Here is a 25361-nt window from a genome sequence, read left to right on the forward strand (position 1 = left end):
CATGGCCACCCCATCAGCAGGGCAGCCTGGGCCTGCGCTCTCGACTTCAGTCAGTCACCAGAGTCCGCGGATCGGCGTCCTTACGGCAGCAGGGGCTGCAGGCATGGAAACGTTGTTCACGGCAGGCTGCAGCTCTAAGCGACCTCCCATGCCGGTGAGGCGGGGGGCGTTCCATCCACTCAGCTGAAGACCCTGCAGCCCCTGGAACTCGCCACCGGCCTCCAGGCCGGCAACGTCGCATTTGCTGCAGAGCAGCAACAGATCAATCTGATCAGACTTGGCATTGAGATTCCCCTGCACAGGCCAGGTGACGGAGCCCACGGTGATCTGGCCACGCAGGTCGACCATCTGGCCGATGGCGGTGGTGGAGGCCAGGCGCAGATCCACGGAAACCGGAGCACCGCCGAAGGGCTGGTAGCTCCCGACCCAGTCCCGCGGCATCTGCTGGGCCATCACCAGGGCCCGGGCGATCGGATCAAAGGTCTCCACCGGCTCAAACACACCCAGGACCGGGGAGGACCCATAGGGCGCGGGCGTGGTGAAGGGAACGAAGTCGTTCCGGGGCGGGGCCGGCGTCGCCGTGAGAGGCATGGCGGCCAGCAACAGGGCGAGCGGCATGGAATGGAGTGGATCGTGAGGTCCAAGGCTATAGGCGGGAACCCCCTCGCGATACGGTCGATGGACCAGCTCGCCTGTTTGATCCGGCCGTGTCCCAGCCTGAGCCCAGTAACCCTCCGGCCGATGCCCTGGTGATCGGCGGGCGCACGTTCCGCAGCCGCCTGATGACCGGCACCGGCAAATATCCCAGCCTGGCGGTGATGCAGGCCAGCCTCGAAGCCAGCGCCTGCGACATCGTGACCGTCGCCGTGCGCCGGGTGCAGAGCGTGGCTGCCGGCCATGAGGGGCTGATGCAGGCGATCGACTGGCAACGCCTCTGGATGCTGCCCAACACCGCCGGCTGCGCCACCGCAGACGAGGCGGTGCGGGTGGCCCGTCTGGGCCGCGAACTGGCCAAGCTGGCCGGCCAGGAAGACAACAATTTCGTGAAGCTGGAGGTGATTCCAGACCCGAAACATCTGCTGCCAGACCCGATCGGCACCCTGGAGGCCGCCGAGCAGCTGGTCAGAGAGGGCTTCACCGTGCTCCCCTACATCAATGCCGATCCTCTGCTGGCCAGGCGGCTGGAGGAGGCCGGTTGCGCCACGGTGATGCCACTCGGGTCACCGATCGGTTCCGGCCAGGGCATCCGCAACGCTGCCAACATCGCCCTGATCATCGAGAACTCCGGCGTTCCGGTGGTGGTGGATGCCGGCATCGGAGTTCCCAGCGAAGCCGCCCAGGCCATGGAGATGGGGGCGGATGCCCTGCTGGTCAACAGTGCCATCGCCCTGGCAGGGAATCCAGCGGCGATGGCGAGGGCCATGGCCATGGCCTGTGAGGCTGGCCGGGTTGCCCATGCCGCCGGCCGGCTGCCGGTGCGGCCGGACGCAAGGGCCAGCTCACCACTGCAGGGCCGGGTGGGCAGCTGATGCCTCGACTCGCACCGACTCCAGGTGCCCCGGGGTCAAGAGCCGTGAAGTTCCATAGAGGAAACGAAGATCCTCCCGTCGCGGTCCATAGGGTGAGTGCTCTTACCTACTCGAGGGCGTCATGCAGGTCACGGAAGAAGACGGTGGGCGACTCAACGCCTTCGCCAAGGAGCCGCGGATGGAGGTGCTGGAAGCGGGGGAGGGCACCAGCCGCAGCTCCATGGCCCTGATCGTGGGTGGCAGCGTTCTGGTGCTGTTGCTGGTCGCAGTCGCGGTGGGCATCAGCTGATCCGTCACCACGGACCGGCCAGTCGGGATCCGGGCCGGATGCCTGTAGTAGCTTGCCATCCGGAGCACGTGCTCGTTCAGCAGGAGTCTGGCGTGAAGGTTTTCGTTCTCGGTGGCGACGGCTTCTGCGGTTGGCCCTGTGCGGTGAACCTGGCGGACGCCGGCCACGATGTGGTGATCATCGACAACCTCAGCCGCCGCAAGATCGACATCGATCTCGAGGTGGAGTCGCTGACGCCGATCGCGACGATCGGCGACCGCCTCAAGGCCTGGCAGCAGGTGGGCGGCAAGGCGATGCGGTTCGTCCACCTCGATATCGCCCACGAGTACACCCGGCTTCTGGATCTGCTGCGTGACGAGCGGCCGGCGGCGGTGGTGCACTTCGCCGAGCAGCGCGCCGCTCCTTATTCGATGAAGAGCAGCGCTACCAAGCGCTACACGGTCGACAACAACGTCAACGGCACCCACAACCTGCTGGCCGCCATCGTTGAGAGCGGCCTCGACATCCACATCGTGCACCTGGGCACGATGGGCGTGTACGGCTATGGATCCCACCGCGGTGCCACCATCCCCGAGGGTTACCTCACGGTGGAGGTGCCCCAGCCCGATGGCAGCCGCTTCACCGAGAAGATCCTGCACCCTGCCAGCCCCGGCAGTGTGTACCACATGACCAAGACGTTGGATCAGCTGCTCTTTCTCTACTACAACAAAAACGATCAGATCCGCATCACCGATCTGCACCAGGGCATCGTCTGGGGAACCAATACGACCCTCACGGAAAAGGATCCGCGCCTCACCAACCGCTTCGATTACGACGGCGACTACGGCACGGTGCTGAACCGTTTCCTGATGCAGGCAGCGATCGGCTACCCCCTCACCGTGCACGGCACCGGCGGCCAGACCCGCGCCTTCATCCACATCCGCGACTCGGTGCGCTGCGTGCAGCTGGCCCTGGAGAACCCCCCTCAGGTGGGCGAGAAGGTGAAGATCTTCAACCAGATGACCGAGAGCCACCAGGTGGGCGAGCTGGCTCGCAAAGTGTCAGCGCTCACCGGGGCGGAGATCAACTACCTGCCCAATCCCCGCAATGAGGCGGTGGAGAACGACCTGATCGTCGACAACCGCTGCTTCATCGAACTGGGCCTCAAGCCCACCACCCTCGACGACGGCCTGCTGGCGGAAGTGGTGGATGTGGCGCGCCGCTGGGCGGATCGCTGCGATCGCAGCCGCATTCCCTGCGTGTCCGCCTGGACCCACAAGCAGGCTGAGGCCATCCACAGCGTGCCGGTTGCCTGATCCCTTGAAGATCGCCTTCTTCACCGAAACCTTCCTGCCCAAGGTGGACGGGATTGTCACCCGCCTCACCAAGACCGTCGAGCACCTGGTCGCGGCCGGCGACCAGGTGGTGATCTTCTGTCCGGAGGGAGCACCGGAGTCCTACAGGGGAGCCCAGGTGGTGGGGGTGCCGGCGATGCCGTTGCCGCTTTACCCGGAGCTGAAGCTGGCCCTGCCGCGGCCAGCCGTGTCGGAGGCCCTGGAGAGCTTTGCGCCCGATCTGGTGCATGTAGTGAACCCAGCCGTGCTGGGGCTGGGCGGCATCTGGCTCGCCAAGACCCGGGATATCCCCCTGGTGGCGAGCTACCACACCCATCTGCCCAAATACCTCGAGCACTACGGCATGGGCATGCTCGAGCCCTTGCTCTGGGAGCTGCTCAAGGCGGCCCACAACCAGGCCCGTCTCAATCTCTGCACCTCCTCGGCCATGGTGGAGGAACTGAGCGAGAAGGGGATCCAGTCCACCGCCCTGTGGCAGCGGGGTGTGGATACGGACCTGTTCCGTCCCGCGCTGCGCAGCCCGGCGATGCGGCTCCGGCTGCTGGATGGCCGAAGCGATACCGGCCAGCTTCTGCTCTACATCGGCCGCCTCTCGGCCGAGAAACAGATCGAGCGCATCAAGCCGGTGCTGGAGGCTCTGCCCGACGCACGCCTGGCGCTGGTGGGGGATGGCCCCTACCGCAGCCAGCTGGAGCGGATCTTTGCCGGCACCCCCACCAGTTTCGTCGGCTACCTGGCTGGGGAAGAGCTGGCCTCTGCCTATGCCAGCGGCGATGCCTTCCTGTTCCCCTCGAGCACCGAAACCCTGGGACTGGTGCTGCTTGAGGCCATGGCCGCCGGCTGTCCGGTGGTGGGCGCCAACCGCGGCGGCATTCCCGACATCGTGACCGACGGTGAGAATGGCTGCCTCTATGAACCGGAGGGCGCCGACGGGGGAGCCGCCAGCCTCACCGCCGCGGTGCAACGCCTTCTCGGCGATGCAAGCCGACTGGAACAGCTGCGCCGCAACGCTCGCCAGGAGGCGGAGCGCTGGGGATGGGCCGGTGCCACTGCCCAGCTGCGGGCGTACTACCGCCAGGTGCTCGGACATCCGCAGCTGCAGCTGGTGGCCTGAGTTTCAGGAGTTCTGGTGAGACTCAGCTCTTGCGGCCGGTTGGCTGGGGAGCCGAACCCTTGAACCAGGTGGTCATCAGCGCCTTCACCATCGGAGCCGCCACAGTTCCGCCATAACCACCGCTGTTCTGTCCAAAGGCAATGATCACCAAGGTGGGCTTGTCGGCGGGGGCATAGCCACCGAACCAGGCATGGTCAGGACGGGGGGGATCTTCACCGGTGCCGGTCTTCCCGGCCACCGGAGGCAGGGAAGGGTCATTGAGGAGCGTGGCGGTGCCACTGGTCACCACATCGCGCAGCCCCTGCCGCAGCACCCGCAGGGTGTCGGGCCGCAGGCCGATCCAGGTGCGTGGTGTGGAGCGCTCCACCAGGTGGGGCGTCACCAGCCAGCCGCCATTGGCCACCGCCGCATAGAGCCGTGCCATCTGGATCGGCGTCACCGTCACCGCCCCCTGGCCAATCGCGGAGGTGATCGTGTCCACGGGGGTCCAGGGTTCGCCCAGCACCTCCTTCTTCCAGGCCTGGTCCCCCAGCAGGCCCGGGGTATCTTCTTCGATTAATTCCACGCCGCTGAGACTGCCGAAGCCCATGCGGCGGGCCGCCTTGAACAGCTCATCGGGTCCCACCTTGAGGCCCACTTGGTAGTAAAAACTGTTACTGCTCACTGCCAGGGCAAAGGGAAACCCGATCGCCCCGAAGGCGCCATGGTCGGCGTAACACTGCCCGTAGTAGCAGAACGAGTTCATCGTGGGCACCTTGGAGGCCGCGGTGTACTTACCCGATTCGATCCCGGCGATCGTGGTGACGGTCTTGAAGGTGCTGGCCGGGGGAAATCCCTGGAAGGCCCGGTTCAGCAGTGGCGCCTCCGGACGGTTGAGCGCATTCCACTGGGCCGTGGTGGGCCCATCCGAAAACACGTTGGGATCAAAGGTGGGCCGGCTGGCCAGGGCACGGATGGCGCCGGTCTGAGGATCCATCGCCACGATCGCCCCCTTGCGCACGCCGTCCAGGGCCCGTTCGGCGGCGCGTTGGAGGTCGAGATCCAGGGTGAGGCGCAAGTCCTTGCCTGCCTTGGCGGGCTTGTCTCCGAGCACGCGCTGCACCTGACCGGCGGCGTTCACCTCCAGCTGCTGGCCACCCCATTCGCCGCGAAGGTGCGACTCATACACCTTCTCGACACCGCTGCGGCCGATGCGGTCGCGGATGCGGTATCCCTCGCTGCGCAGCCGGTCGTATTCCTCGCCGGTGATGCCGCTGGTGTAACCCAGCACATGGGCCGCCAGGCTGCCATTGGGATAGCTGCGCAGCACGTCAACGTCCACCTCGGCGCCGCGCAGCCGGTCAGCCTGTTCGCGGAAGCGCAGCACCTGCTGGGGGGTGAGCGGACCGGCCAGCTCGATGCGGTAGCCCTCCGGGTTGGCGCCACTGCGCCGATTCTCATCGAGCTCAGCGGCGCCAACACCCATCACCTGCACCAGCTGATCGCGCAGCGTCGGCCACCGGTCATCGTCCACCTCCCGTGGCTGGATGTAGAGGTTGTAGGTGAGGCGGTTGGTGGCCAGGACGCGGCCATGGCGATCAAGCAACCGACCCCGCATCGGGCTGCGGGGCATCAGGCGGATGCGGTTTTCATCAGCCATCTCGCGGAATTCGGGGCCGTGGAGCAGCTGCAGCCACGCCAGCCGGGCCCCCATGGCGCTGCAGCAGGCCAGCACGAGGAGCAGCAGCCAGAGGGGCTGCTGGCCCATGCCGGAATGGCGTACTGAAGCCGGACCCATCGCCATCGATCAGGAGGCCGAGTCGTCAATCCTCTGCTCCAGCAGCCGCAATCGCCCGGAGATCCGCTCCAGGGTGCGGGCCAGAGCTGCATCATCCACCGCCGTGGCCGCCGATGGCTCGGTCGGCACATCCCGCACCTCCACCTTCATCACCGGATTGCCGAGGCCGGGCTGGACGCGGTCGAGACCCTCACGCACCTGGCTGGCCACCGGCTCCCCCTCTTCGCGCAGCTGGCCAAGCGGGTCATTGGTGTCGTTGAAGGCGGCCATCACCTCAGCCGGACCGCCCTTGCGGGCCCGTTCCACCACGGCCAGGCCAACCGGCAGCACGTCCTGCATCAGGGTCAGCCGCAGCGCGTCGAAGGGATCGGCAGCCATTGCGGGTGCGGGCAGAGGGCACATCCCACAGTCTGCCCCGCAAGCTTCCGCTATGGGGGCATCAGCTCAGGGCGTGGGCCGTTGCACGCCTGGAGTCACGACCACCTGCCGGCAGCTCTGCTGACTGCCCCACCACCAGCCGGCACCCACGGCCAGCACGAGCAAGGCCATCAGGGGGACCAAGGCCTGACGCGTGGTATCCAGCACAATCCATTCACTCCAGCCCCGCCAGAAGCGTTCGCGATCGAAACGGCGACGCTCCTTCTGCTCGGCCTGCTCGCGGCGACGCAGGGCCTTCTCGACCCAGCGCTCGAAACTGCGCTTCTTGGTGACGGCCATCTTGCGCTCGACCTCGAGCAGGTGGCCGGAGCCGAGCTCGGGGTTGAACGTGGTGATCAACTCCATGGTCTTGAGAAACATCTCCACCGCCCCTTCCTTGATCCTGACCTCGGCCGGATCGAGCAGGTCCCAGTCGAGCTCGGGATAGAAGCGGCTGCGGTTGACCCGGATCTGCTCCTCGGGAAGCTGGCCGGGCTGCCGCAGCCAGCGGTCGGTGTTGGCGTCGAATCGGCGCCAGTACAGGAAAGGGTTGAGGTAGACCACCTTGCCGGCCAGCAGGATGCTGTCCTGCTGCAGCCGCCGCTGGGTCTGGGAATCCGGCTCGGCAGCGGCGCCTGCAGCGGTCACACCGGAGCTGGTGACGGTCAAGGGAAATCAGCCGGGGCCCGATGCTATCGGAGCTCCCCCGCGGCGACCAGTCACCCCTATTCCCATTCGATCGTGCCGGGGGGCTTGCTGGTGATGTCGAGCACCACCCGGTTGACTCCCTTGACTTCGTTGACGATGCGGTTGGAGATGGTTTCGAGCAGGTCGTAGGGCAGGCGCGACCAGTCGGCGGTCATGCCATCTTCCGAGGAGACGCAGCGCACGACCACCGGGAAGGCATAGGTGCGCTTATCGCCCATCACGCCGACACTGCGCACCGGCAACAGCACCGCGAACGCCTGCCAGATGTCGTGGTAGAGGCCGGCATTGCTGACTTCCTCCCGCACGACGAGATCCGCATCGCGGAGGATGTTCAGCTTCTCGGCGGTCACCTCGCCGAGGATGCGGATCGCCAGGCCCGGTCCAGGGAAGGGGTGACGGCGCACGATCTCTTCAGGCAGGCCGAGGCTGCGACCCACCTTGCGCACTTCATCCTTGAACAGCCGGCGCAGGGGCTCCACCAGCTTGAACTGCAGATCCTTGGGCAGGCCACCGACGTTGTGGTGGCTCTTGATCTTCACGGCGACCCGTTCGCCGGTCTTGGGGTCGACGTTAGTGCCGGCACTTTCGATCACGTCGGGGTAGAGAGTGCCCTGGGCGAGGTAATCAAAGGGGCCGAGGCGCTTGCTTTCCTCTTCGAAGACCCGGATGAATTCGGCCCCGATGATCTTGCGTTTCTGCTCCGGATCGGTGATGCCGGCGAGCTTGTTGATGAAGCGTTCGCGGGCATTGATGTATTCGACATTGATGTGGAACTGCCGATCGAAGAACTCCACCAGGAACTCAGGCTCGCCCTTGCGCATGAAGCCCTGGTCGATGAACATGCAGGTGAGCTGATCACCGATCGCCCGGTGCAGCAGAAACGCCAGGGTGGAGGAATCAACCCCGCCCGAGAGGGCCAGCAGCACCCGCTTGTCGCCCACCTGGGCGCGGACATCGGCGATGGCTTCGTCGATGAAGGCGGCGGTGGTCCAGTCGGGCTCGCAGCCGCAGATGTGATACACGAAGTTGCGGATCATCGCCATGCCGCAGGTGGAATGCACCACCTCGGGATGGAACTGCACGCCGTACAGGTGCCGTTGGTGATTGGCGATCGCCGCTTCCGGCGTGTTGTCGGTATGGGCCAGGCGCACGAAGCCTGCGGGGAGGCGCTCCACCGAATCGCCATGGCTCATCCACATGGTGGAGCCCTGGTCCACGTTGGTGAGCAGGTCGGTGGGATCGTCCACCTGCAGCGGCGCCTTGCCGTATTCGGCCCGGCCAGCCGCCACGACGGCGCCACCGAGCTGCTGCACCATCAACTGCATGCCGTAGCAGACGCCCAGCACCGGAATGCCGAGATCCCAGATGGCGGGGTCGCACACCGGCGCCCCCTCTTCGTAGACCGAACTGGGGCCACCGCTGAGGATGATGCCCTTCGGAGCCATGGCGCGCAGCTCCTCGGCGCTGGTGGCATAGCCGAGCACGAGGGAGAACACCTCCGTCTCCCGGATCCGGCGGGCGATCAGCTCCGAATACTGGGAGCCGAAATCGAGGATCACGATCGCCGGATAGCGGGACGACTGGGAGGACTCGGACATCGGGGCCTGCGGCCGTTTGAGCATTCGGGCCAGCCTAGGTGTCGCCGCCGTGGGCACCCACCCGTTCCGGCGCCAACGGCGTTGCTCCAGCCCGCGCCCAGTGCATCGCACCCACTGGCCCCGTCGCCACGATCTGCCGCCCCCGATCGAACAGCACGGCCCCCACGGCCATGGAGTGGTGGCCGTAACGGGCCAGGTAGGCGCAGCTGCGCTGCTCCACCGTGGCGGCGATCCGCCGCCGCAGCCGGCCGGCCACGCCTGGATCCACCGCCATCAGCTCGACCAGGGCCGCCTCCACGGTGGGCGCGGCGTGGAGTGCCTCCAACTGAGGCCCTGGCAGCCCCTCCAGGGCCGCCAGGGCCGTGAGCACCTCAGCGCGTCCATCGGCCAGGTGGTGGTGGGTGTGGAAGATGCCGCCGGCCAGTTTGATCAGCTTGCCCTGGTAGCCGAACAGCAGCAGCCGCTGCGCACCCCCCTCCGCCGCGGCCACCAGCAGGGGGCCGAGCCAGTTGCCGGCCTTGATCACCTGGGCCGCGGGAAGACCCAGCCGGACGGCCAGATCCAGTCCGTTCTCGCCGATCACCAGCACGAGATCGCCGCCGAAATCAGGCGCTGCCAGGCGCTCCGCCAGTTCGGCCAGGGCCTGCTCGAGCCGATCGGGGGCGGCACTGCGCTGCACCTGGGCCTGGGTGCCGATCAGGGCGAGGCCGTCCACCACCCCGAAGGCGGCGTTGCTGGTGCGCTCGGCCAGGCGCCGGCCCTCCGGCAGCACCACCTTCAGCCACAGCCCCTGCCCCTCGGGCACCAGGGGCCGCAGGGTGCGCTCGAGCAGGCCCTGGGCATAGGCCGACAGACAGAGGCGGCCACTGACCTGTTCCACCCCGGCCCCCTCACCCGCCTCCAGCCGCAACCAGTGGGGGTCGGGGGCCGTTGCGCTCGGATCAGCAGAGGCGACAGACCCTGGCTCCCACCAGCGCAGCAGGGCCCAGACGGCCAGACCACGGGTGAGATCCAGCACCTCCTCGCCGGGGTCGCAGCGGCTGATGCCCAGGGCCCAGCCATCGGCCAGCAGGGCTGCCGACTCCACGGGAATTGCCGTGGCCACGGCGACCTGATCGGGTTCCTCGAGCAGAAGCGGCTGATGAGGGCAGAACGTCTCCTCCCTCAGGGCCACCAGAGCTGCCCTGGCGGCGGCAGCAAGCCACACCGGCAGCGTGTAACCCGTGGCGGTGCCTGCAGGGCCGACTGCCTCGGCGTCAGCTGGTCTGGGAGCTGTGAAGCCAGTGGCGGTGAAGCCGGCGGCCGAGGGGAGCATGGCCCTGGGAGAACGTTTTTTTACAGTGATTGATTGCGCCGCTGTCGCGTCGCGCCGCGTTTCGCCCCAGCCCCATGCAGGACAAGCTCACTCTGATGATCCCCGGCCCCACCCCGGTGCCGGAAACCGTCCTGCTGGCGATGAGTCGCCATCCGATCGGGCATCGCAGCGCCGACTTCCAGAAGATCGTCAAGCGCACCACCGAGCAGCTGAAGTGGCTCCATCAGACCAGCGGCGACGTGCTGGTGATGAGCGGCAGCGGCACCGCCGCCATGGAGGCCGGCATCATCAACGTGCTCAGCCGGGGCGACAAGGTGCTCTGCGGCGACAACGGCAAGTTCGGCGAACGCTGGGTGAAGCTGTCCAGGGCCTTTGGCCTTGAGGTGCAGGTGATCAAGGCTGAGTGGGGCCAGCCCCTGGATCCGGAGGCGTTCCGTGCCGCCCTGGAGGCCGACACCGCCAAGGAGATCCGGGCCGTGATCCTCACCCACTCCGAAACCTCCACCGGGGTGATCAACGACCTGCAGACGATCGCCGGCCACGTGCGTGCCCACGGCACCGCCCTCACCATCGCCGACTGCGTCACCAGCCTGGGCGCCTGCGATGTGCCCATGGACGCCTGGGGCCTGGACGTGGTGGGCTCCGGTTCCCAGAAGGGCTACATGATGCCTCCGGGCCTGGCCTTCGTGGGCATGAGCGATCGCGCCTGGACGGCCTACGAGCGCTCCGATCTGCCGAAGTTCTACCTGGATCTGGGCAAGTACCGCAAAGCGGCCCATGCCGACAGCAACCCCTTCACCCCGCCGGTGAATCTCTACTTCGCCCTCGAGGCAGCCCTCGAGATGATGCAGGCAGAGGGCCTGGAGGCCATCTTCGCCCGCCATGCCCGCCACCGCGCCGCCGCCCAGGCCGGCATGACGGCCATGGGCCTGCCGCTCTATGCCGCCGCCGGCCATGGCAGCCCCGCCATCACCGCCGTGGCTCCGGAGGGGGTCGACGCCGAGGTGCTGCGCAAGGCCGTGAAGGAGCGTTTCGACATCCTGCTGGCCGGCGGCCAGGACCACCTCAAGGGCAAGGTGTTCCGCATCGGCCACCTCGGCTTCGTGTGTGATCGCGACGTGCTCACGGCCGTCGCGGCCATCGAGGCGACCCTGCAGGGCCTGGGGCTGCACAAGGGCACCCCTGGGGCAGGGATGGCGGCCACGGCGGCGGCCCTGGCCGGCTGATCCAGCGCAGATTCAAACGGACATCCCACGGGCGCTCTGAGCCCGTGGGTCTTGGAGGGGGGGCGTGCCCGGCACACCGACGCAGCACCAGGTGCTGGGTTCAGACGACCACCTTCAGCTTGATCTCCAGGCCATTGTTGTAGCCGCTGCCGACGCTCCAGAAAAACTGCTGCTCCATTGGTTCTGCGAGCATGGGCTGTAGCGGTTGACGGGGAGTGCAGCACCATCCAGCCGCTCAACCACTGAGCCCTCCAGCGGTGCGGAGGCTGCGGCTGGAGCATGACGATCTGGGTTTCCTTGAAGAGGCGGCGCGGCTGCTCGGTTTCCGCTCTCGCTTCGTGCAGCTGGAGGCGGGCGCCAATCCCAGCCGCCTGGAGCTTGTTGATGGTGGCGGCATCAGCCTGTTGCGGATGCAGTTCAGCCGACGCACCTTCATCTGCGGCCCGAAGCCGGCCGGGCTCATCTTCTGCAACATCACCCTGCGGGCTGTCCAGGAGCCACCCCGGGTGCACGGGCGCGACCTGGATGCCGAGAACCTGGTGGGCTTCGATCCGCAGCTGGAGATCCACTTCCAGGCACCGGCCGCCCACCGGTTCGCGGTGATGCTGGTCCAGCAGCCGCTGTTCTGGCAGACGGCGGCTCTGATCGGCCGACAGGACCTGGAGCCGGATCTGCTGACCCGCAATGCCTTCCGCATCCATCCGGCCTGCGGCGGAGATCTGCGCCGGCAGCTGAACCAAGCCTTTTGCCAGCCCGAGGCAGCCGCCGGCGATCCGATCGTGGCGACCGCCGCCGTGCAGCAGCTGCGCGACGACCTGCTGCCGCTGCTGATCGCAGCCATCGAGACGCCCCATTGCCGCCACAAACCGGCCAGCCGCCGCGGCGAGCGGCTGCAGATCACCCAGCGGACTCGGCAGCTGATGCTGGAGCGGTTGGCCGACCCGCTCAGCCTGCGGGATCTCTACAGCGCGGTGCCCACCTCGCGCCGCACGCTCATGTACGCCTTCGATGAGGTGTTCGGGATGGCGCCGATGCGCTTTCTGCGGCTGCAGCGCCTGCATGGGGCCCGCCATGCCCTGGCTACAGCCCCACCGGGGAGCACCTCGGTGCTGGCCACAGCCCATCGGTTCGGGTTTGCCAGCGGCAGCCACTTCAACCGCGTCTATCGCCAGCACTTCGGAGAAGCGCCGGCGGAAACCCTCGCTTACAGCCAGAAGCGGGCGGGCTGGTCTGGATCATTACGGGTGGCCCAGCGAGCGGCGTAGTGCGCGAAGAGCGGCGTTTCCTCATCCGCATGCTGCTGTGACCAGAACAACATCTGGATCAGCTTGCTGGCCAGGAAATACACGAATGGGAGCCTCGCACCGATGCGGCAGTGGAACAGGGTCTGAGCGGGATTGAGGGCTTCAACGCGCAGGTCCCAGTAGAGCGGAAAGATGATCGGCCACACCTGCAGAAAGCGGGCCTTGGTGCGACTTTCCATCCGCACATGCTGTGCCTCCATCAGCTTCGGCCGATAGAACTGGGTCATCATGAAGCCGCCACAATATTCGTCATTGCGGATCACGATGTCACCGTCGGCGTCGCGGTAGAGACCCGAATATCGGTGGGAGCGCGAGGCCGGCGTGCAGGCCACATACTCTTCACACGAGAAATTCACGATCCAGTCGGCCAGATCGAACTTCTCGACCGGCACATTCAGTAGCACGGAAGTGCCGAAGTTGAGGTTGTACTTCATCGGAGCGCTGAGCAGAAGACTGGGGTTGGGATCTGTCGGTGAGCAAGACGAGGGCAAGGATCAGAGTCTGAGGTGATCGGTCTCCACCCAGCGGATCACCATCGCGCTGAACTCCGAAGCAGCGTCCTGGTAGCTGTAGTGGCCGGCGTTCTCGAGCAGCTGCAGCTGGGCGCGGGGCAACCGCTGCAGCAGCTGGTCGGCGTTCTGCTCCAGCAGCAGGGCGTCGTGCCGACCCCAGAACAGTTGCACCGGCAGATCGAGGCCTGCCAGGGCCGGATCCGTGCTGCCAAGGCTGGCTGGATAGTCGCGGAACCAGCGGCAGATGGCACCCACACGCCCGGCATAGGAGCGGATGTAGTCGTCCACCTCCACAGCATTCGGCACATAGTTCACGCAGGCCAGTCGATTGCCCACCTCCACGAAGGTGCCCGCACCGGCCATGGTCACCATGAAGCGCCAGAAGCCGGAATCCACCAGTTTGTTGATGATGCTGCCGTTGCAGGAAGGGGCGATGGCCGGACCATCGCCGAGCACCAGACTGGCGGCGATGGTCGGGTGCTCGGCAACGCAGGCAATCGCCGCCGCCATACCGATATCAGGCCCGACCAGGTGGGGACGCTGCAGTTGCAGATGATCGATCAGGGCTGCCACGAAGCGACCCTGGGCGGCGAAGCTCATCCACTCCAGCCCACCGCTGCTGCGCCCGAAACCCGGCAGATCCACCGCCACCAGATCGAACCGCTCCGCCAGGGCGGGCCAGATCGGCGCGAAAGCGAGCAGGCTCTGGGGTAACGGACAGATCAGCAGCACCGTTGGAGCGCCAGGCCGCTGCTGACGGGCGATGCGGATCTGCTCCCCCAGCAGGGGGATCGTGTCCAGGGGCATCGCCGCCGGCTCAGGCAGGGTGGGGGAGAGGCCAAGGCCGTTCTGCTGCTGGGCTCGACGCACACGCCGATATTCCGGAGTAATCAGCAACAGGGCAGAGGTGATCGCGCGATCCAGCAGACCAGGGCGGCGCAGGGGAATGGAGGTGGACATGGCGAATCAGCGGATGGTGCCTCAGCGGCTCAGGGGGACAGGAAGAGGTGCAAGCGCTGGCTTGGGCAGCTCCTTGAGATAGCCCTGCCAGGGGCTCCAGTGATCGGCCACAGGCCCAATGCCCTTAGCCTTGGCATAGCTCTCGTAGAGCCCGATCAGCCGCGTCAGCCGGCCGGGCTCGGAGGCGTTGAGCGGCTGGGTTTCTCCGGGATCGGCCTGGATATCAAACAGACGCCACTGACCATCACCGAACATCGCCCGGCTCTGGCGGGAGGCCTTGTAGCGGCCGGCAACGATCGAACTGTTGCCGAAAATGTCGCTCACCACCCACTGCTGCTCGCTGCGAACGGCATCGGCGCGGCCCTCCAGATAGGGACGCATCGAGACTCCCGTGGGAGTGACGATGGTGCGATCGCGGTAGCGACCGGCAGGAAGGGGGACGCGGCTGTAATCCAGGATCGTGATCGGCAGATCCTTGACGTTGACGTAGGCCTGGCGAATACCGCCGCGCTGGCTGAGGTCATAACCCCGGGGCGGCCGCAACACCATCGGTGTCCGCACACCTCCCTCGGCCAGGTACCACTTCCACCACTGGAGCACGCCATTGGAGGCGTTGGCCCAGTTGCGCCCCATCTCGATGAAGGTGTTACCCCGGCCGAGATCGGCGGGGTCCTGACTGAAGTTCTCGCTCACCCAGCGCGCCAGATCCGGATTGGCACCGGGACCTTCTGTGTCCATGCCCTCAGGTCCATTATCAGAGAGGTAGATGATCAGGGTGTTCTCGAGCTGACCCGTCTCACGCAGGTAGTTGAGCACCCGACCGATGCTCTGGTCCTGATACTCGAGCATGGCGGTGTAGGTGGCCATGGCGCGAGCTTCGCGCTGTTTCTGTTCTTCACTGAGAGCAGACCACTGCTGCAACAGCCAGTTGTGGCTCTGATCGGGGAAGGGAGCATCGGCGGCGATCAGCCCCGAGCGTTTCTGAGCCTCGTAGCGCAGGCGCTTCAGACCCTGATAGCCATGGGTGTAGAAATAATCGATGTAGCGTTCGATCAACACCGGCGGCACCTGCAACGGCGAGTGCGGCGAGGTGAAGGCCAGATAGGCAAAGAAGGGGCGGCCGCTGCCGCGACCCTCCTCCAGATAGCTGATCAGTTTGCTGGTGAAGAGATCGTCGGAATAGAGGCCAACCGACCGCTGCACCTGTTGGCCGTCCTCGTACCACGGCTCATCCGGCAGGATCCTCTGGGCCATCAGCTGCTGGTGCTCGGGATTGTTGGGGCTGGGTAGGAACACCTTCTGGTTCCAGTGGTTGGCGCCACCGGCAAGGATCCCGTAGGAGCGTTCGAAACCCCAATCCCGGGGGCCCCAGCCGCCGTGACCGGGGCCGCCCAGATGCCATTTGCCCACCATCAGGGTGCGATAGCCGGCATCGCGCAGCAGCTCAGCAACGCTGACGGTGTTGCGAGTGAGGTAGCCCTCGTACCCGGGCCTGCCTTTGGTGGGTGGGTAGATGGCGTAGTCGAAGGCGCCCAGACCCACATCGATCGGATCGTTGCCGGTGAGCATCGAGGCCCGGGTAGGGGAGCAGACCGGCGACGTGTGGAAGCTCCCGAAGGCGACACCCTCCTCGGCGAGGGACTCCAGGTTGGGCATGGCGGCATTGCCACCACCCCAGGGCACATCGCCGAAAGCGGCATCGTCGGCCACCAGCAGCAGCACGTTGGGACGCTGCCGGGGCGAGCTGGCTTGAGCAGCACTGGCTTCGGCAGCGCTGACCGGAGATCCCAGCAGCGCCGACACCCCCTGGAGCAGAACCAGCAGCAGGCCGAGACTGAGCTGGCGAGACCGGCTGAGCTGGTGAGACCATCGGGGCAACAGCAGGCAATCCATAGGCCGAGCGAGGCGGAGCAGTCCTTCCAATGCGTCCATCAAAGGGCGACGGCTGGGCGGCAAGGACCCGAAAGTGCAACGTCATCGCCAGGCCAGTCCCAACCCGACCATGGCGCTTCGATCCGGAGGAGAGCAGCGCAGCCCTTGCAGGTCTGGGGAAAGCTGCCCGGCTAACGGGTTGCATCAGGGCGGTGGGTCCCCTGGAGGGGCCCACCTACCGTTGAAGCACTTGCGTGTTCGCGATGCGTCGCACAATGCTGGCCCTTGGGGCCGTTCTCAGCCTGGCTCTGGCCGCCTGCCAGAAGCAGGACACAGCCAAGATGGAGCAGAAGACCGAAGGGGAGATCTGCACCCAGCTGGCAGCGGTCGGTGCGGCCCTTGAGAAGACGGCTGCCCTCACCCCCCAGTCGACCGTCGGCGAGGCCGAAGCAGCCAACAAGGAACTCGGCGGCTCCCTCAAGGCCCTGGCTGACGAAGAGAAGAAGCTCCAGGAACTCCGCCTGCAGGACTTCCGCAAGCAGGTGAAGACCTTCAAGAAAGATGTGGCCACGGTGGCCAACAGCAAGAAGCTCACCCTGGAGGAAGCCGCCGGCCAGCTGAAAGGCAAGGCCCAGCCCCTGCTCGCCGCCCACAAGCAACTTACCGCCGAGGTGAACTGCAGCCCCGCCAAGCCCTGAGGCTGCAACAGCAAGCCGGGCGCCCAGAGCCAATCGATGCCCGGCTTGCTAGGATTTACTCGTGCGGGTGTAATTCAGTGGTAGAATGTCAGCTTCCCAAGCTGAACGTCGCCGGTTCGAGTCCGGTCACCCGCTTACCAGTTCAGGCCTGGAAATTTGTTGTTCCTCAATCGATCATCTCGATTGGCACTCGCTTGCAGCACGCCAGAAGCTGACTGTGAATGACAGGTAATAGCCGCGATTGGTTCAACCTTCTCACAGGGCTTCTCACCTCCGGGTCGTTTCATGGCCTGATTTGACCGTCCTTGATCGCCCCGGGTTGTCGCCGTGGATCGACCGAACCTGAGACCTGACTGGCGACCCAAGATGCGGTTCTGACCCGGCCTGACCCTGTGATGGCCCACCGCGTACTCACCGAGACAGCGGTGAGCATCTCGGAACACAAGAAAAACCCCATGGCCACCGTGGCGGCAGGAGAGGGAATGGCCGTCGCGGTGCTCAACCGCAACGAGCCGGCCTTCTACTGCGTGCCGGCCAGGGCTTACGAAGAACTGATGGATCTGGTGGACGACCTGGAGCTGGGCCGCATCGCCGATGCCCGGCTGACGGACGGCCAGGAGCCTGTGCGGGTCAGCCTCGATGCTCTTTGAGCTGGCCTTTCACCCGGAAGCCCTTCGGGAGTGGCGGAAGCTGACGCCAGGAATCCGGGAGCAGTTCAGGAACAAGTTGGCCGGGCGGCTGACTGAGCCCAGGATCCCCGCGAGCAAATTGCGTGGATCCTCCAACCGCTACAAGATCAAGTTGCGGGCCGCCGGGTACCGTCTGGTCTACGAGGTGCGTGACCATGAGCTCCTCGTCCTTGTCGTGGCGGTGGGCAAGCGGGAGCACAATGTTGTCGACCAGCGTGCCGATCAGCGCTGAAGCCGACCGACGGACCCGGCCGCGCGCATCACGCCGTGCATGACAGAATGGATGACAGATCATCTGTTCATGTTGCATGCCGGCCTTCAGTCTTCGGCTCCCCCAGGACCTGGAGCGCAGACTGGGCGAGGAAGCCCTCCACTGCGGCCAGCCCCGCTCGGAGCTGATCCGCGAGGCACTGGAGGAGCTGCTGCGCCGCCGGGAGCAGCAGCGCTTCATGGCCGGGCTCGTCGCCGCCGCCGAAGCGCTGATGAGGGATCCTTCAGCCCGCGCTGAAAGCCTGGATGTGGCGGCAGATTTCCTGCCGGCCGACTGCGAGGCTCTGGCGTTGGCGGAGGAGACGACCTCCCGGGAGCTGACCGGCCAACCGAGCCCCCAACCGTGGTGGCGCTGATGCGTCGGGGTGAGATCTGGGTGGCGCGTCTGAATCCCAACCAGGGCGCGGAGGTGGGAAAGCTGCGTCCCGTCGTGATCCTTCAGGCTGATCCGATCACCCAGGCCGGCCTGGCCACGGTGATCGTGGTGCCGCTCACCACCCAGGACCGGCCTGGCACCCGGGCGCTGCGGGTCCCGATCCGTGCCCGCGACCGCCTGCTCTGCGACTCCTTCGCCATGGCGGATCAGCTCCGCTCCCTGGATCGCTCCCGCCTTGGCGACGGCCCCCTCACCACCCTCGGCGGGGACGAACTGGCGGAGCTGGAGCGAGCGCTACTGGGGGTGCTGGGCATTGGTTTCGCCTGAGTGAGCGCATGCCGTGGCTGACTCCAGTCCCTCCGAGCTGAACCAGCTGCGCCGGGAGAACGCCTTCTTGATTGGGCTTCTGGAGGCCCACGGCATCGCCTGGCGATCCGGCGGACCTGACCCAACGGAACCCGCGCCGATTTCGAAGGCAGCACCTGCCAACGGCCCCAGTTCTACGCAGGAGAAGGTGGCGCTGTTCCGGCGCCTGTTCCGCGGTCGCGACGACGTGCATGCCCTGCGCTGGCAGAGCAACAACAGCGGGCGCTCGGGATATGCACCGGCCTGCGCCAATGAGTGGCGCCCAGGCATCTGCGAGAAGCCCAGGATCAGCTGCCGCGACTGCCATCACCGCAAGCTGCTGCCCCTCACCGATGCGGCGATCTACGGGCATCTGGCCGGCGAGCACACCATTGGCCTCTACCCCCTGCTGGAGAACGACACCTGTCATCTGTTGGCAGTGGATTTCGATGAGCAGGACTGGCGCGACGACGCCAGGGCCTTTCTGCACTCGTGTCGGGAGCTGGCAGTGCCCGCAGCGCTGGAGATCTCCCGCTCCGGGGAAGGTGCTCACGCGTGGGTGTTCTTCGAGGAGGCGGTACCGGCCCGGGAGGCTCGCCAGCTCGGGGCAGCCCTGATCAGCCACACCTGCAACGCCACGCGTCAGCTGCAGTTGAGCTCCTACGACCGGCTGTTTCCCAACCAGGACACCCTGCCGAAAGGCGGCTTCGGCAACCTGATCGCCCTGCCGCTGCAGAAGGAAGCCCGGCAGCGGGGTTGCAGCGTGTTCGTGGATGACGACCTGCAGCCCTATCCCGATCAGTGGGCCTATCTGGCAAGCCTGCAGAGGTTGTCGGTGGCCGGGCTGCAGAGCGTGCTTCAGACCGCCACCGGCGGTGTCCATCCGCTCGATCTCAGCTTCATCGACGAGGAGGACCTGGCGACCCCGTGGAAGGCACCTCCTGCAATTGCGAAGCTCAGCGGACCGCTGCCCGCCTCGATCACCCTCACCCTGGCCGATCGTCTCTATGTGGCGCGCTGGGGCCTGCCGCAACCGCTGCTCAATCGACTGATCCGTCTGGCGGCCTTTGCCAATCCCGCTTTCTACAAAGCCCAGGCCATGCGGCTGTCGGTGTGGGACAAACCGCGGGTGATCGGCTGCGCTGAACAGTTCCCCCATCACCTCGCCCTGCCGCGGGGCTGCCTGGAGCCGGCGTTGACCCTTCTGAAGGGGCAGGGTATCGGCTGGGAACTTGTGGATGAGCGCCTGAACGGCTCACCGCTGGTGCTGTCGTTCACAGGGCAGCTGAGCGCTGACCAGGAGACCGCCGTGGAGGCGATGCTGCACCATGACATCGGCGTGCTGCAGGCGCCGACGGCCTTCGGGAAAACGGTGGTGGCAGCAGCGATCCTGGCCCGGCGGGGTGTGAACACCCTGGTGCTGGTGCATCGGGCTGAGCTGCTGCGCCAATGGCAGGAGCGGCTCCACGCCTTCCTGGATGTCGCTCCTCAGGCGATCGGTTGCATCGGTGGTGGCAAAGCCAAGCCCACCGGGCAACTCGACATCGCTGTGATGCAGTCGCTGGTGCGCAAAGGCGAGATGAATCCCGTGGTCCAGGGCTACGGGCAGGTGATCGTTGACGAGTGCCACCACATCGCGGCGGCATCCTTTGAAACGATCCTCAGGCAGGTGAAGGCCCGCTATGTGCTGGGGCTGTCCGCCACCCTGGTCCGCCGCGACGGTCTGCAGCCGATCTTGTTCATGCAGTGCGGCCCCATTCGCCACACCGCCCAGCGGCCTGCCGGAGCGCCCCAGATCCTGGAGCTGGTGAGCCGCACCCATCAGCTCGAGGGGCTGCCAACCGATCTGCCGATCCAGGAGCTGATGCGCCGATTAGCGGAGGACCCACGCCGCACCGAGCGGATCGTGGACGAGGCTCTCGCCTGCTGGGGTGACGGCCGCAATCTGTTGCTCCTGAGCGAGCGCACCGATCACATCACGACGATCGCCACCGCTCTGGCTGGGGAGGTGCCGAACCTATTCCTTTTGCATGGCCGGCTGAGTGCACGCCAGCGCAGCACCACCCTTGCCGCGCTGGAGGCGTTGCCTCTCAACGAACCCCGCATCGTCCTGGCCACAGGCCGTCTGGTGGGAGAAGGATTCGACCATCCGCCACTCAACACTCTGCTGCTGGCGATGCCCGTGTCCTGGAAAGGCACACTGCAGCAATACGCCGGCCGCCTGCATCGGCAACAGAGCGGCAAGACAAGCGTGCGAATCATCGACTGGGTCGATCTCGGCCATCCGATCACGCAACGGATGTGGGAGCGACGGCTGCGGGGCTATCGGGCCATGGGCTACGCGCTGCTTGCAGATCAGCTATCGATGGCAGGCGTCTGAGCGAAAGCTTCTCACAGACCTTCTCACGTCCAAGCCTGAAGGCATAGGAGACCCACAGCGGCGCAAGCGGTTCGGCCGATCAATCGAGAAGCTTCCCAAGCTGAACGTCGCCGGTTCGAGTCCGGTCACCCGCTTTTAGTCAAGAACTGAAAAGCGCCGAAGATCAAGCGTGCGGCCTCTCTCCCATCGGCTGGCAGGAGTCCAGTCGGAGCTTGGCAATGACCGGCAGTGCCAAGGGGTGACATCGACCTTCTCACAAAGCTTCTCTCGCGACTGCGCCATTGATTGGTCAGGCATTCATCTGCGCGGGGTGAACTCATGGTCCGCCCAGCACTGGATCGTCCGGAATCACGACTGGGCGGAGGTTGCCAACTGAATTCGGCCCAACATCATGCCCGGAGGTGATCAGGGCAAGCCGCTTCAGCATCAACGACCGATCGCCTGACGCTGCAATAACAGGGAAAAAATGTCCCAGGACGGTCTCCAGAATCGCTGGAGATCAGCCGGGCGCCACCCATTCGATCCAGACCCGCCTAGCGACCTGTCCAGAGACCTGACTGGAGACCTAGAATGTGGTGCATTGCCTTCCTGCTCCGCTGATGGTCCACCGCGTTCTCGCTGAGACAGCAGTAAGCATCTCGGAGCACAAGAAAAACCCCATGGCCACCGTGGCAGCCGGAGAGGGGATGGCCGTCGCAGTGCTGAACCGCAACGAGCCGGCCTTCTACTGCGTGCCGGCCAGGGCCTACGAAGAGCTGATGGATCTGGTGGACGACCTGGAGCTGGGTCGCCTCGCCGATGCCCGGCTGACGGACGGCCAGGAGCCGGTGCGGGTCAGCCTCGATGCCCTTTGAACTGGCGTTTCATCCCGAGGCTCTGCGTGAATGGCGACAGCTGAGCGCGGGGATTCGCGAGCAGTTCAAAAAGAAGCTGGCTGAGCGGCTGGTTGTCCCGCGAATTCCCGCCAGCAAGCTGCGGGACTCCAGTGATCGGTACAAGATCAAGCTCCGCTCCGCCGGCTTCCGCCTGGTCTACGAGGTGCGTGACCACGAGGTGCTGGTGCTGGTTGTGGCGGTGGGCAAGCGGGAGCGCAATGCTGTCTACCGCCAGGCCGATCAGCGCTGAAGCCCTATGGCTGGCTCCATGCCCTCTGATCTGGATCAGCTGCGCCGGGAGAACGCTCGCTTGATTGAGCTGCTGGAGGCCCACGGCATCGCCTGGAGATCCGGCGGACCTGCCCCAACAGAACCCGTGCCGATTTTGGAGGCAGCACCTGCCAACGGTCCCGGTTCCACGCAGGAGAAGGTGGCGCTATTCCGGCGCCTGTTCCGCGGTCGCGACGACGTGCATGCCCTGCGCTGGAAGAGCAACAGCAGCGGGCGCTCGGGCTATGCACCGGCCTGCGCCAATGAGTGGCGGCCAGGCATCTGCGAGAAGCCACGGATCTCCTGCCGCGACTGCAACCACCGCGAGCTGCTGCCCCTGAGCGATGCAGCGATCTACGGCCATCTGGCCGGAGACCACACCATCGGCCTCTACCCCCTGCTGGACAACGACCATTGCCACCTGCTGGCCGTCGACTTTGACGAGCAGGACTGGCGTGACGACGCCCGGGCCTTTCTGCGCTCGTGCCGGGAGCTGGCGGTGCCGGCAGCGCTGGAGACTCGCCAGCCGGGGGCGGCCCTGATCAGCCACACCTGCAATGCCACGCGTCAGCTGTAGTTGAGCTCCTACGACCGGTTGTTCCCCAACCAGGACACCCTGCCGAAAGGCGGCTTCGGCAACCTGATCGCCCTGCCGCTGCAGAAGGATCCCAGGCAGCGGGGCTGCAGACCGTGATTCAGACCGCCACCAGCGGCGCCCATCCGCTCGATCTCAGCTTCATCGACGAGGAGGACCTGGCGACCCGTCAACCAGGTTGTCGCCGGATAGCCTTGGCAAACCCGGCCTTTTACAAGGCCCAGGCGATGCAGCTCTCGGTGTGGACAAGCCGCGGGTGATCGGCTGTGCGGAGAACTTTACCCAGCACACACCGGGCCAGACTCAAGGGCAGAGGCAGGACGATCCCATGGCATGGGCCAACCGAACGGGCAGCTTGATCGTCGCTTTCGCACTGTTCTCAGGACTGGCTGGGTGGGCGCAACCGCTCACCACGCCGCAGCAGAAGGAGACGCTGCAGCAGGAGACCCTGCAGCAATCCATCCAGCGGCGCCAGGCCTTCCCCTTCCGCCCCGACTGCAACGGCAACACCCAGGAGATGGCAGCCTGTCTCTGGCAGGAGCGGGACCAGGCCGATCAACGTCTGTTGCCCCTGCTGGGCGGCAGCCTGCCGCTGGAGCGCTGGAGAAGCGTCCGCCATTCAGTGTGTGAGCGCTCGGCCCAGCGGAGTCAGGGGGGCAGCATCCTGCCGATCCTCTGGCTCACGTGTGAAAACGAGCTCAACGCAACCCTGCTCCAACAGCTGACCACCCCCCTCGGCCGCTGATACCGGCCCCGGTTCTTGCCTCCACCACCTGCGCGTACGCAACACCATGGATGAAGCCAGCCTGCGAGCCCTGTTCACCAAGCCCTACGGCACACCAGCCCCGGCAGAAGATCAATGGCGCGCCCTCTATGACGATGATGTGCACTTTCAGGACCCCACCCAGGAGCGCCAGGGGATCGCGTCGTATATCGAGGCTCAGCAGGGTCTGGTGAAACGCTGCGATGACGTTTACCTCACAGCAGGGGCGATCGCGATTCAGGGCAAGACCGCGTTCATCGAATGGGAGATGGGCCTGATGATCAAGGGCATCGAATTCATCTATCCCGGCACAACCCGCCTGTACCTGAACGACGCCGGCAAGATCATCGACCACCGTGACTACTTCGACTTCGTGGGGCCGACCTTTGCGCCGGTGCCTGTGGTGGGCGGCTTCGTGCGCTGGCTGTACCAACGCTTCGTCGACTGAGGGTGGCGCTCAGGCTGCGGCTTCGTCAGGTCCCACGGTGGCCGGCAGGTGGCCTGTCTTCACCCAGATGGTGCAGCCCGAGTCACTCCAGGGCCGATGCGCACTGCCCGGGGGATTGCGCAGCCAGCTGCCGGCCGGATAGGTGCCCTGTTCGTCCTGAAACACGCCCTCCAGCACCAGGATTTCCTCGCCACCAGGATGGCCGTGCGGTTGGAACACCGTGCCGGGCGCCCAGCGAACCAGGGCCACATGCTCCGAGCCGTAGGCGTGCAAGGGCATCACCTCCAGCCCCGGCACCAGGCCAGGCAGCCAGTCGCGGCTGGGGGTGGCGATCCCCACGGTCTGCTGATCGGCCGGGTGCATCTGGTGCAGCTTGACCAGCAGCGTGCAGCCCTCTGCGCTGAAGGGCGCATGGCTGGAGCCGGCGGGGTTGCGCAGGTAGGTGCCGACCGGATGGTCGCCGGCCTCGTCGGAGAAGGTACCCTGCAGCACCAGAATCTCCTCGCCACCGCCGTGGCTGTGGCGATCGAAGTGGCTGCCGGGGGCGTAGCGCACGATTGAGGTGGCGCGGGCCACCTCACCGCCAAGGCGATCGAGCAGGCGCCGCTCGACTCCGGCCAGGGGGGATGGTGCCCAGGGGAGGCTGGTGGTGTCCAGCATCACCCGTTGGCTCAGATCGGCACGGAGCTCCATGGGCTGATTCTGCTCAACGGCGGACGCGCAGCAACTGAATGTGAGGAGGCAACCGCGTCACACCGCCTGGGCTTGCCGCCGGCTGAAGGCAACGACTCCAGCAGCAAGGGCTGCCACCCCCAGGGCGCCACTGGCGACCAAGAACACCAGCGTCTGCAGGGCCAGCAGGAACACCCCCAGAGCCGACGCCGCCTTGATCTGAATCCTGGCCTTGATCAGCAGGGTGAGCAGCAGCAGCACCGTGGCCCGCAGCCCGGCGATCCTGGCGGCAGACAGGGGACAGAGAGGGCAGGGCAGCAGCATGGTGGAAGTGCGATGCTTCAATTTTCTCGAATCTATGCAGTTTGAACTGGCGCAGCCCGGCGAACGCCTTGATCCAATGCATTACGAATACATTATCGATCTCCCGGCGGGTATCGTTTGACTTCTCGTAGCCGGCATGACGGGTGCTCTGTCCATCAATAGCTGAACCACCGGTACGGTCGTGGTTCTGCGCCACTTGCGTAGGCGAGGAGCGACCTCTTGAGCAATCAACCGGCCGCAGCCTGCGCAACACTCAGAGTTCAGCCGGGCCCTCCACACCTTGTTGACCTAGGGCTGGTTCTTCTCGCTTTCTCAGGAGGCCCTCAGTACGGGTTGGGCTGTGGCTGTCGCCGCGCCATTGCCAGCAGCGCCTTGATGTCGTGCATCGCCGCCTGCACGTCAGCACGGATGGAATGAAAGCCGGCGAGGCGCAACACGTTCGCAAAATAGTTAGCAACAATTATCGTTGTACAAGTATGGCTTGAAAGAAATGAGCCTTTGAGCAACACCTTACTTGATTAGGTAGCAAGCTCCGCATTCCTGAGGTGACGCTCGGGACGTGCGGTGCAGATATAGACGGCATGAACCACCCGGTCCGTCATCGCCGAAAGATTGAAGCGCCGGTTGAAGCGGTAAGTGAAGGCGCCCAGGTAGCGGTCGGCGTACTTATCGAATCGCAAGGCGTGAAACGTGCCGCTGAA

The 25361-nt window shown here is 65.8% G+C and carries 29 protein-coding genes, 1 tRNA gene and 2 pseudogenes; 19 read left to right on the forward strand and 13 right to left on the reverse strand.

Annotated features, from left to right (window positions below; all coding sequences use genetic code 11):
• Window positions 1-54: 54 nt before the first annotated feature.
• Complete coding sequence (locus VB716_RS07325; RefSeq protein ID WP_197157488.1) at window positions 55-618, reverse strand: hypothetical protein; 564 nt, start codon at window positions 616-618, stop codon at window positions 55-57.
• Window positions 619-707: 89 nt separating this feature from the next.
• Here VB716_RS07325 and VB716_RS07330 point away from each other — a divergent pair, with 89 nt between their 5' ends.
• From VB716_RS07330 to VB716_RS07345, 4 genes are all read left to right on the forward strand, one after another.
• Window positions 708-1529, forward strand: a complete 822-nt coding sequence (locus tag VB716_RS07330) for a thiazole synthase (RefSeq protein WP_322757801.1) — start codon at window positions 708-710, stop codon at window positions 1527-1529.
• Between the two features lie 121 nt (window positions 1530-1650).
• A complete protein-coding gene (gene psb34 / locus VB716_RS07335; RefSeq protein ID WP_322757800.1) occupies window positions 1651-1818 on the forward strand; it encodes a photosystem II assembly protein Psb34 in 168 nt (55 codons plus the stop codon).
• Between the two features lie 92 nt (window positions 1819-1910).
• A complete protein-coding gene (locus tag VB716_RS07340; RefSeq protein ID WP_197157485.1) occupies window positions 1911-3113 on the forward strand; it encodes an NAD-dependent epimerase/dehydratase family protein in 1203 nt (400 codons plus the stop codon).
• A 4-nt stretch (window positions 3114-3117) separates the two neighbouring features.
• Complete coding sequence (locus VB716_RS07345; RefSeq protein ID WP_197158949.1) at window positions 3118-4266, forward strand: glycosyltransferase family 4 protein; 1149 nt, start codon at window positions 3118-3120, stop codon at window positions 4264-4266.
• A gap of 22 nt (window positions 4267-4288) precedes the next feature.
• Here VB716_RS07345 and mrdA read toward each other — a convergent pair whose 3' ends face one another.
• The 5 genes from mrdA to cbiD all read right to left on the reverse strand — a co-directional run bounded on the left by mrdA (window position 4289) and on the right by cbiD (window position 10081).
• Window positions 4289-6013 (reverse strand): penicillin-binding protein 2, encoded by a 1725-nt coding sequence (gene mrdA / locus VB716_RS07350; protein ID WP_416238090.1) that lies wholly within the window; start codon window positions 6011-6013, stop codon window positions 4289-4291.
• 39 nt (window positions 6014-6052) lie between these two features.
• Window positions 6053-6421 (reverse strand): hypothetical protein, encoded by a 369-nt coding sequence (locus VB716_RS07355; protein ID WP_197157481.1) that lies wholly within the window; start codon window positions 6419-6421, stop codon window positions 6053-6055.
• Window positions 6422-6487: 66 nt separating this feature from the next.
• Window positions 6488-7129, reverse strand: coding sequence for a hypothetical protein (locus VB716_RS07360; RefSeq protein ID WP_370594668.1), 642 nt, complete (start codon window positions 7127-7129; stop codon window positions 6488-6490).
• A gap of 56 nt (window positions 7130-7185) precedes the next feature.
• Complete coding sequence (gene guaA / locus VB716_RS07365; protein ID WP_197157479.1) at window positions 7186-8766, reverse strand: glutamine-hydrolyzing GMP synthase; 1581 nt, start codon at window positions 8764-8766, stop codon at window positions 7186-7188.
• A 34-nt stretch (window positions 8767-8800) separates the two neighbouring features.
• A complete protein-coding gene (gene cbiD / locus VB716_RS07370) occupies window positions 8801-10081 on the reverse strand; it encodes a cobalt-precorrin-5B (C(1))-methyltransferase CbiD (protein ID WP_322757799.1) in 1281 nt (426 codons plus the stop codon).
• A 74-nt stretch (window positions 10082-10155) separates the two neighbouring features.
• On the opposite strand from cbiD, the gene VB716_RS07375 reads away from it, so the two are divergent.
• Window positions 10156-11307 carry a pyridoxal-phosphate-dependent aminotransferase family protein gene (locus tag VB716_RS07375; RefSeq protein WP_197158947.1) on the forward strand — a complete coding sequence of 384 codons (1152 nt, stop codon included), beginning with the start codon at window positions 10156-10158 and terminating at the stop codon, window positions 11305-11307.
• Window positions 11308-11564: 257 nt separating this feature from the next.
• Window positions 11565-12572, forward strand: coding sequence for an AraC family transcriptional regulator (locus tag VB716_RS07380; protein ID WP_322757798.1), 1008 nt, complete (start codon window positions 11565-11567; stop codon window positions 12570-12572).
• Here the strand turns inward: VB716_RS07380 and VB716_RS07385 are convergent.
• Genes VB716_RS07385 through VB716_RS07395 form a run of 3 tightly spaced genes read right to left on the reverse strand, consistent with a single transcriptional unit; the run spans window position 12512 to window position 15961 of the window.
• Window positions 12512-13102 carry a hypothetical protein gene (locus VB716_RS07385; RefSeq protein WP_322757797.1) on the reverse strand — a complete coding sequence of 197 codons (591 nt, stop codon included), beginning with the start codon at window positions 13100-13102 and terminating at the stop codon, window positions 12512-12514. The genes VB716_RS07380 and VB716_RS07385 overlap by 61 nt on opposite strands.
• Before the next feature lie 3 nt (window positions 13103-13105).
• Window positions 13106-14083 (reverse strand): alpha/beta hydrolase, encoded by a 978-nt coding sequence (locus VB716_RS07390; protein ID WP_322757796.1) that lies wholly within the window; start codon window positions 14081-14083, stop codon window positions 13106-13108.
• A gap of 21 nt (window positions 14084-14104) precedes the next feature.
• Window positions 14105-15961, reverse strand: a complete 1857-nt coding sequence (locus VB716_RS07395; protein WP_323270125.1) for a sulfatase-like hydrolase/transferase — start codon at window positions 15959-15961, stop codon at window positions 14105-14107.
• Between the two features lie 257 nt (window positions 15962-16218).
• On the opposite strand from VB716_RS07395, the gene VB716_RS07400 reads away from it, so the two are divergent.
• The 13 genes and pseudogenes from VB716_RS07400 to VB716_RS07460 all read left to right on the forward strand — a co-directional run bounded on the left by VB716_RS07400 (window position 16219) and on the right by VB716_RS07460 (window position 23664).
• Window positions 16219-16653, forward strand: coding sequence for a hypothetical protein (locus tag VB716_RS07400; RefSeq protein WP_197157475.1), 435 nt, complete (start codon window positions 16219-16221; stop codon window positions 16651-16653).
• Between the two features lie 63 nt (window positions 16654-16716).
• A tRNA-Gly gene (locus VB716_RS07405) sits at window positions 16717-16788 on the forward strand.
• Window positions 16789-17048: 260 nt separating this feature from the next.
• Window positions 17049-17303, forward strand: coding sequence for a type II toxin-antitoxin system Phd/YefM family antitoxin (locus VB716_RS07410; protein WP_197157429.1), 255 nt, complete (start codon window positions 17049-17051; stop codon window positions 17301-17303).
• Window positions 17293-17574: a type II toxin-antitoxin system RelE family toxin gene (locus VB716_RS07415; protein WP_197157427.1), complete on the forward strand. Its 282-nt coding sequence runs from the start codon at window positions 17293-17295 to the stop codon at window positions 17572-17574. The genes VB716_RS07410 and VB716_RS07415 overlap by 11 nt, the downstream gene beginning before the upstream one ends.
• A gap of 76 nt (window positions 17575-17650) precedes the next feature.
• A complete protein-coding gene (locus VB716_RS07420; RefSeq protein ID WP_323270126.1) occupies window positions 17651-17968 on the forward strand; it encodes a ribbon-helix-helix protein, CopG family in 318 nt (105 codons plus the stop codon).
• Window positions 17968-18315 carry a type II toxin-antitoxin system PemK/MazF family toxin gene (locus tag VB716_RS07425; RefSeq protein ID WP_197157423.1) on the forward strand — a complete coding sequence of 116 codons (348 nt, stop codon included), beginning with the start codon at window positions 17968-17970 and terminating at the stop codon, window positions 18313-18315. The genes VB716_RS07420 and VB716_RS07425 overlap by 1 nt, the downstream gene beginning before the upstream one ends.
• 13 nt (window positions 18316-18328) lie before the next feature.
• Window positions 18329-20713 (forward strand): TOTE conflict system archaeo-eukaryotic primase domain-containing protein, encoded by a 2385-nt coding sequence (locus tag VB716_RS07430; RefSeq protein ID WP_323270127.1) that lies wholly within the window; start codon window positions 18329-18331, stop codon window positions 20711-20713.
• 599 nt (window positions 20714-21312) lie between these two features.
• A complete protein-coding gene (locus VB716_RS07435; protein ID WP_197157421.1) occupies window positions 21313-21567 on the forward strand; it encodes a type II toxin-antitoxin system Phd/YefM family antitoxin in 255 nt (84 codons plus the stop codon).
• A complete protein-coding gene (locus VB716_RS07440; RefSeq protein ID WP_323249718.1) occupies window positions 21557-21838 on the forward strand; it encodes a type II toxin-antitoxin system RelE/ParE family toxin in 282 nt (93 codons plus the stop codon). Before VB716_RS07435 ends, VB716_RS07440 begins: the two co-directional genes overlap by 11 nt.
• Window positions 21839-21856: 18 nt before the next feature.
• Window positions 21857-22552: pseudogene (locus VB716_RS07445) on the forward strand (TOTE conflict system archaeo-eukaryotic primase domain-containing protein).
• The gene (locus VB716_RS07450; RefSeq protein ID WP_323270128.1) at window positions 22549-22713 is read left to right on the forward strand and encodes a hypothetical protein; all 165 of its coding nucleotides are present in this window, start codon (window positions 22549-22551) and stop codon (window positions 22711-22713) included. The pseudogene VB716_RS07445 and the gene VB716_RS07450 overlap by 4 nt, the downstream one beginning before the upstream one ends.
• Before the next feature lie 68 nt (window positions 22714-22781).
• Window positions 22782-23198 (forward strand): hypothetical protein, encoded by a 417-nt coding sequence (locus VB716_RS07455; RefSeq protein WP_323270129.1) that lies wholly within the window; start codon window positions 22782-22784, stop codon window positions 23196-23198.
• 46 nt (window positions 23199-23244) lie between these two features.
• On the forward strand, window positions 23245-23664 hold the full coding sequence (locus VB716_RS07460; protein WP_197157412.1) for a nuclear transport factor 2 family protein: 420 nt from the start codon (window positions 23245-23247) through the stop codon (window positions 23662-23664).
• 9 nt (window positions 23665-23673) lie between these two features.
• On the opposite strand, the gene VB716_RS07465 is transcribed toward VB716_RS07460, so the two are convergent.
• The 4 genes and pseudogenes from VB716_RS07465 to VB716_RS07485 all read right to left on the reverse strand — a co-directional run.
• On the reverse strand, window positions 23674-24357 hold the full coding sequence (locus tag VB716_RS07465; protein WP_323270130.1) for a cupin domain-containing protein: 684 nt from the start codon (window positions 24355-24357) through the stop codon (window positions 23674-23676).
• Window positions 24358-24414: 57 nt separating this feature from the next.
• Window positions 24415-24660 (reverse strand): hypothetical protein, encoded by a 246-nt coding sequence (locus VB716_RS07470; RefSeq protein WP_197157408.1) that lies wholly within the window; start codon window positions 24658-24660, stop codon window positions 24415-24417.
• Window positions 24661-24983: 323 nt separating this feature from the next.
• Window positions 24984-25169 (reverse strand): hypothetical protein, encoded by a 186-nt coding sequence (locus VB716_RS07480; protein ID WP_323270131.1) that lies wholly within the window; start codon window positions 25167-25169, stop codon window positions 24984-24986.
• A gap of 9 nt (window positions 25170-25178) precedes the next feature.
• Window positions 25179-25361, reverse strand: a pseudogene (locus VB716_RS07485) (IS1595 family transposase); the annotation flags it as partial.

Origin of the sequence: Synechococcus sp. CCY9201, from assembly GCF_034931105.1 — a bacterium.
Lineage (GTDB): Bacteria > Cyanobacteriota > Cyanobacteriia > PCC-6307 > Cyanobiaceae > CBW1002.

Coding starts and splice junctions, on each gene's coding strand:
- VB716_RS07425 (WP_197157423.1), top strand. CDS start 17,968: ATGCGTCGGGGTGAGATCTGGGTGGCGCGTCTGAATCCCAACCAGGGC.
- guaA (WP_197157479.1), bottom strand. CDS start 8,766: ATGTCCGAGTCCTCCCAGTCGTCCCGCTATCCGGCGATCGTGATCCTC.
- cbiD (WP_322757799.1), bottom strand. CDS start 10,081: ATGCTCCCCTCGGCCGCCGGCTTCACCGCCACTGGCTTCACAGCTCCC.
- VB716_RS07375 (WP_197158947.1), top strand. CDS start 10,156: ATGCAGGACAAGCTCACTCTGATGATCCCCGGCCCCACCCCGGTGCCG.
- VB716_RS07355 (WP_197157481.1), bottom strand. CDS start 6,421: ATGGCTGCCGATCCCTTCGACGCGCTGCGGCTGACCCTGATGCAGGAC.
- VB716_RS07460 (WP_197157412.1), top strand. CDS start 23,245: ATGGATGAAGCCAGCCTGCGAGCCCTGTTCACCAAGCCCTACGGCACA.
- VB716_RS07420 (WP_323270126.1), top strand. CDS start 17,651: ATGCCGGCCTTCAGTCTTCGGCTCCCCCAGGACCTGGAGCGCAGACTG.
- mrdA (WP_416238090.1), bottom strand. CDS start 6,013: ATGGGCCAGCAGCCCCTCTGGCTGCTGCTCCTCGTGCTGGCCTGCTGC.
- VB716_RS07455 (WP_323270129.1), top strand. CDS start 22,782: ATGGCATGGGCCAACCGAACGGGCAGCTTGATCGTCGCTTTCGCACTG.
- VB716_RS07440 (WP_323249718.1), top strand. CDS start 21,557: ATGCCCTTTGAACTGGCGTTTCATCCCGAGGCTCTGCGTGAATGGCGA.
- VB716_RS07410 (WP_197157429.1), top strand. CDS start 17,049: ATGGCCCACCGCGTACTCACCGAGACAGCGGTGAGCATCTCGGAACAC.
- VB716_RS07325 (WP_197157488.1), bottom strand. CDS start 618: ATGCCGCTCGCCCTGTTGCTGGCCGCCATGCCTCTCACGGCGACGCCG.
- VB716_RS07390 (WP_322757796.1), bottom strand. CDS start 14,083: ATGTCCACCTCCATTCCCCTGCGCCGCCCTGGTCTGCTGGATCGCGCG.
- VB716_RS07400 (WP_197157475.1), top strand. CDS start 16,219: ATGCGTCGCACAATGCTGGCCCTTGGGGCCGTTCTCAGCCTGGCTCTG.
- VB716_RS07470 (WP_197157408.1), bottom strand. CDS start 24,660: ATGCTGCTGCCCTGCCCTCTCTGTCCCCTGTCTGCCGCCAGGATCGCC.
- VB716_RS07465 (WP_323270130.1), bottom strand. CDS start 24,357: ATGGAGCTCCGTGCCGATCTGAGCCAACGGGTGATGCTGGACACCACC.
- VB716_RS07435 (WP_197157421.1), top strand. CDS start 21,313: ATGGTCCACCGCGTTCTCGCTGAGACAGCAGTAAGCATCTCGGAGCAC.
- VB716_RS07415 (WP_197157427.1), top strand. CDS start 17,293: ATGCTCTTTGAGCTGGCCTTTCACCCGGAAGCCCTTCGGGAGTGGCGG.
- psb34 (WP_322757800.1), top strand. CDS start 1,651: ATGCAGGTCACGGAAGAAGACGGTGGGCGACTCAACGCCTTCGCCAAG.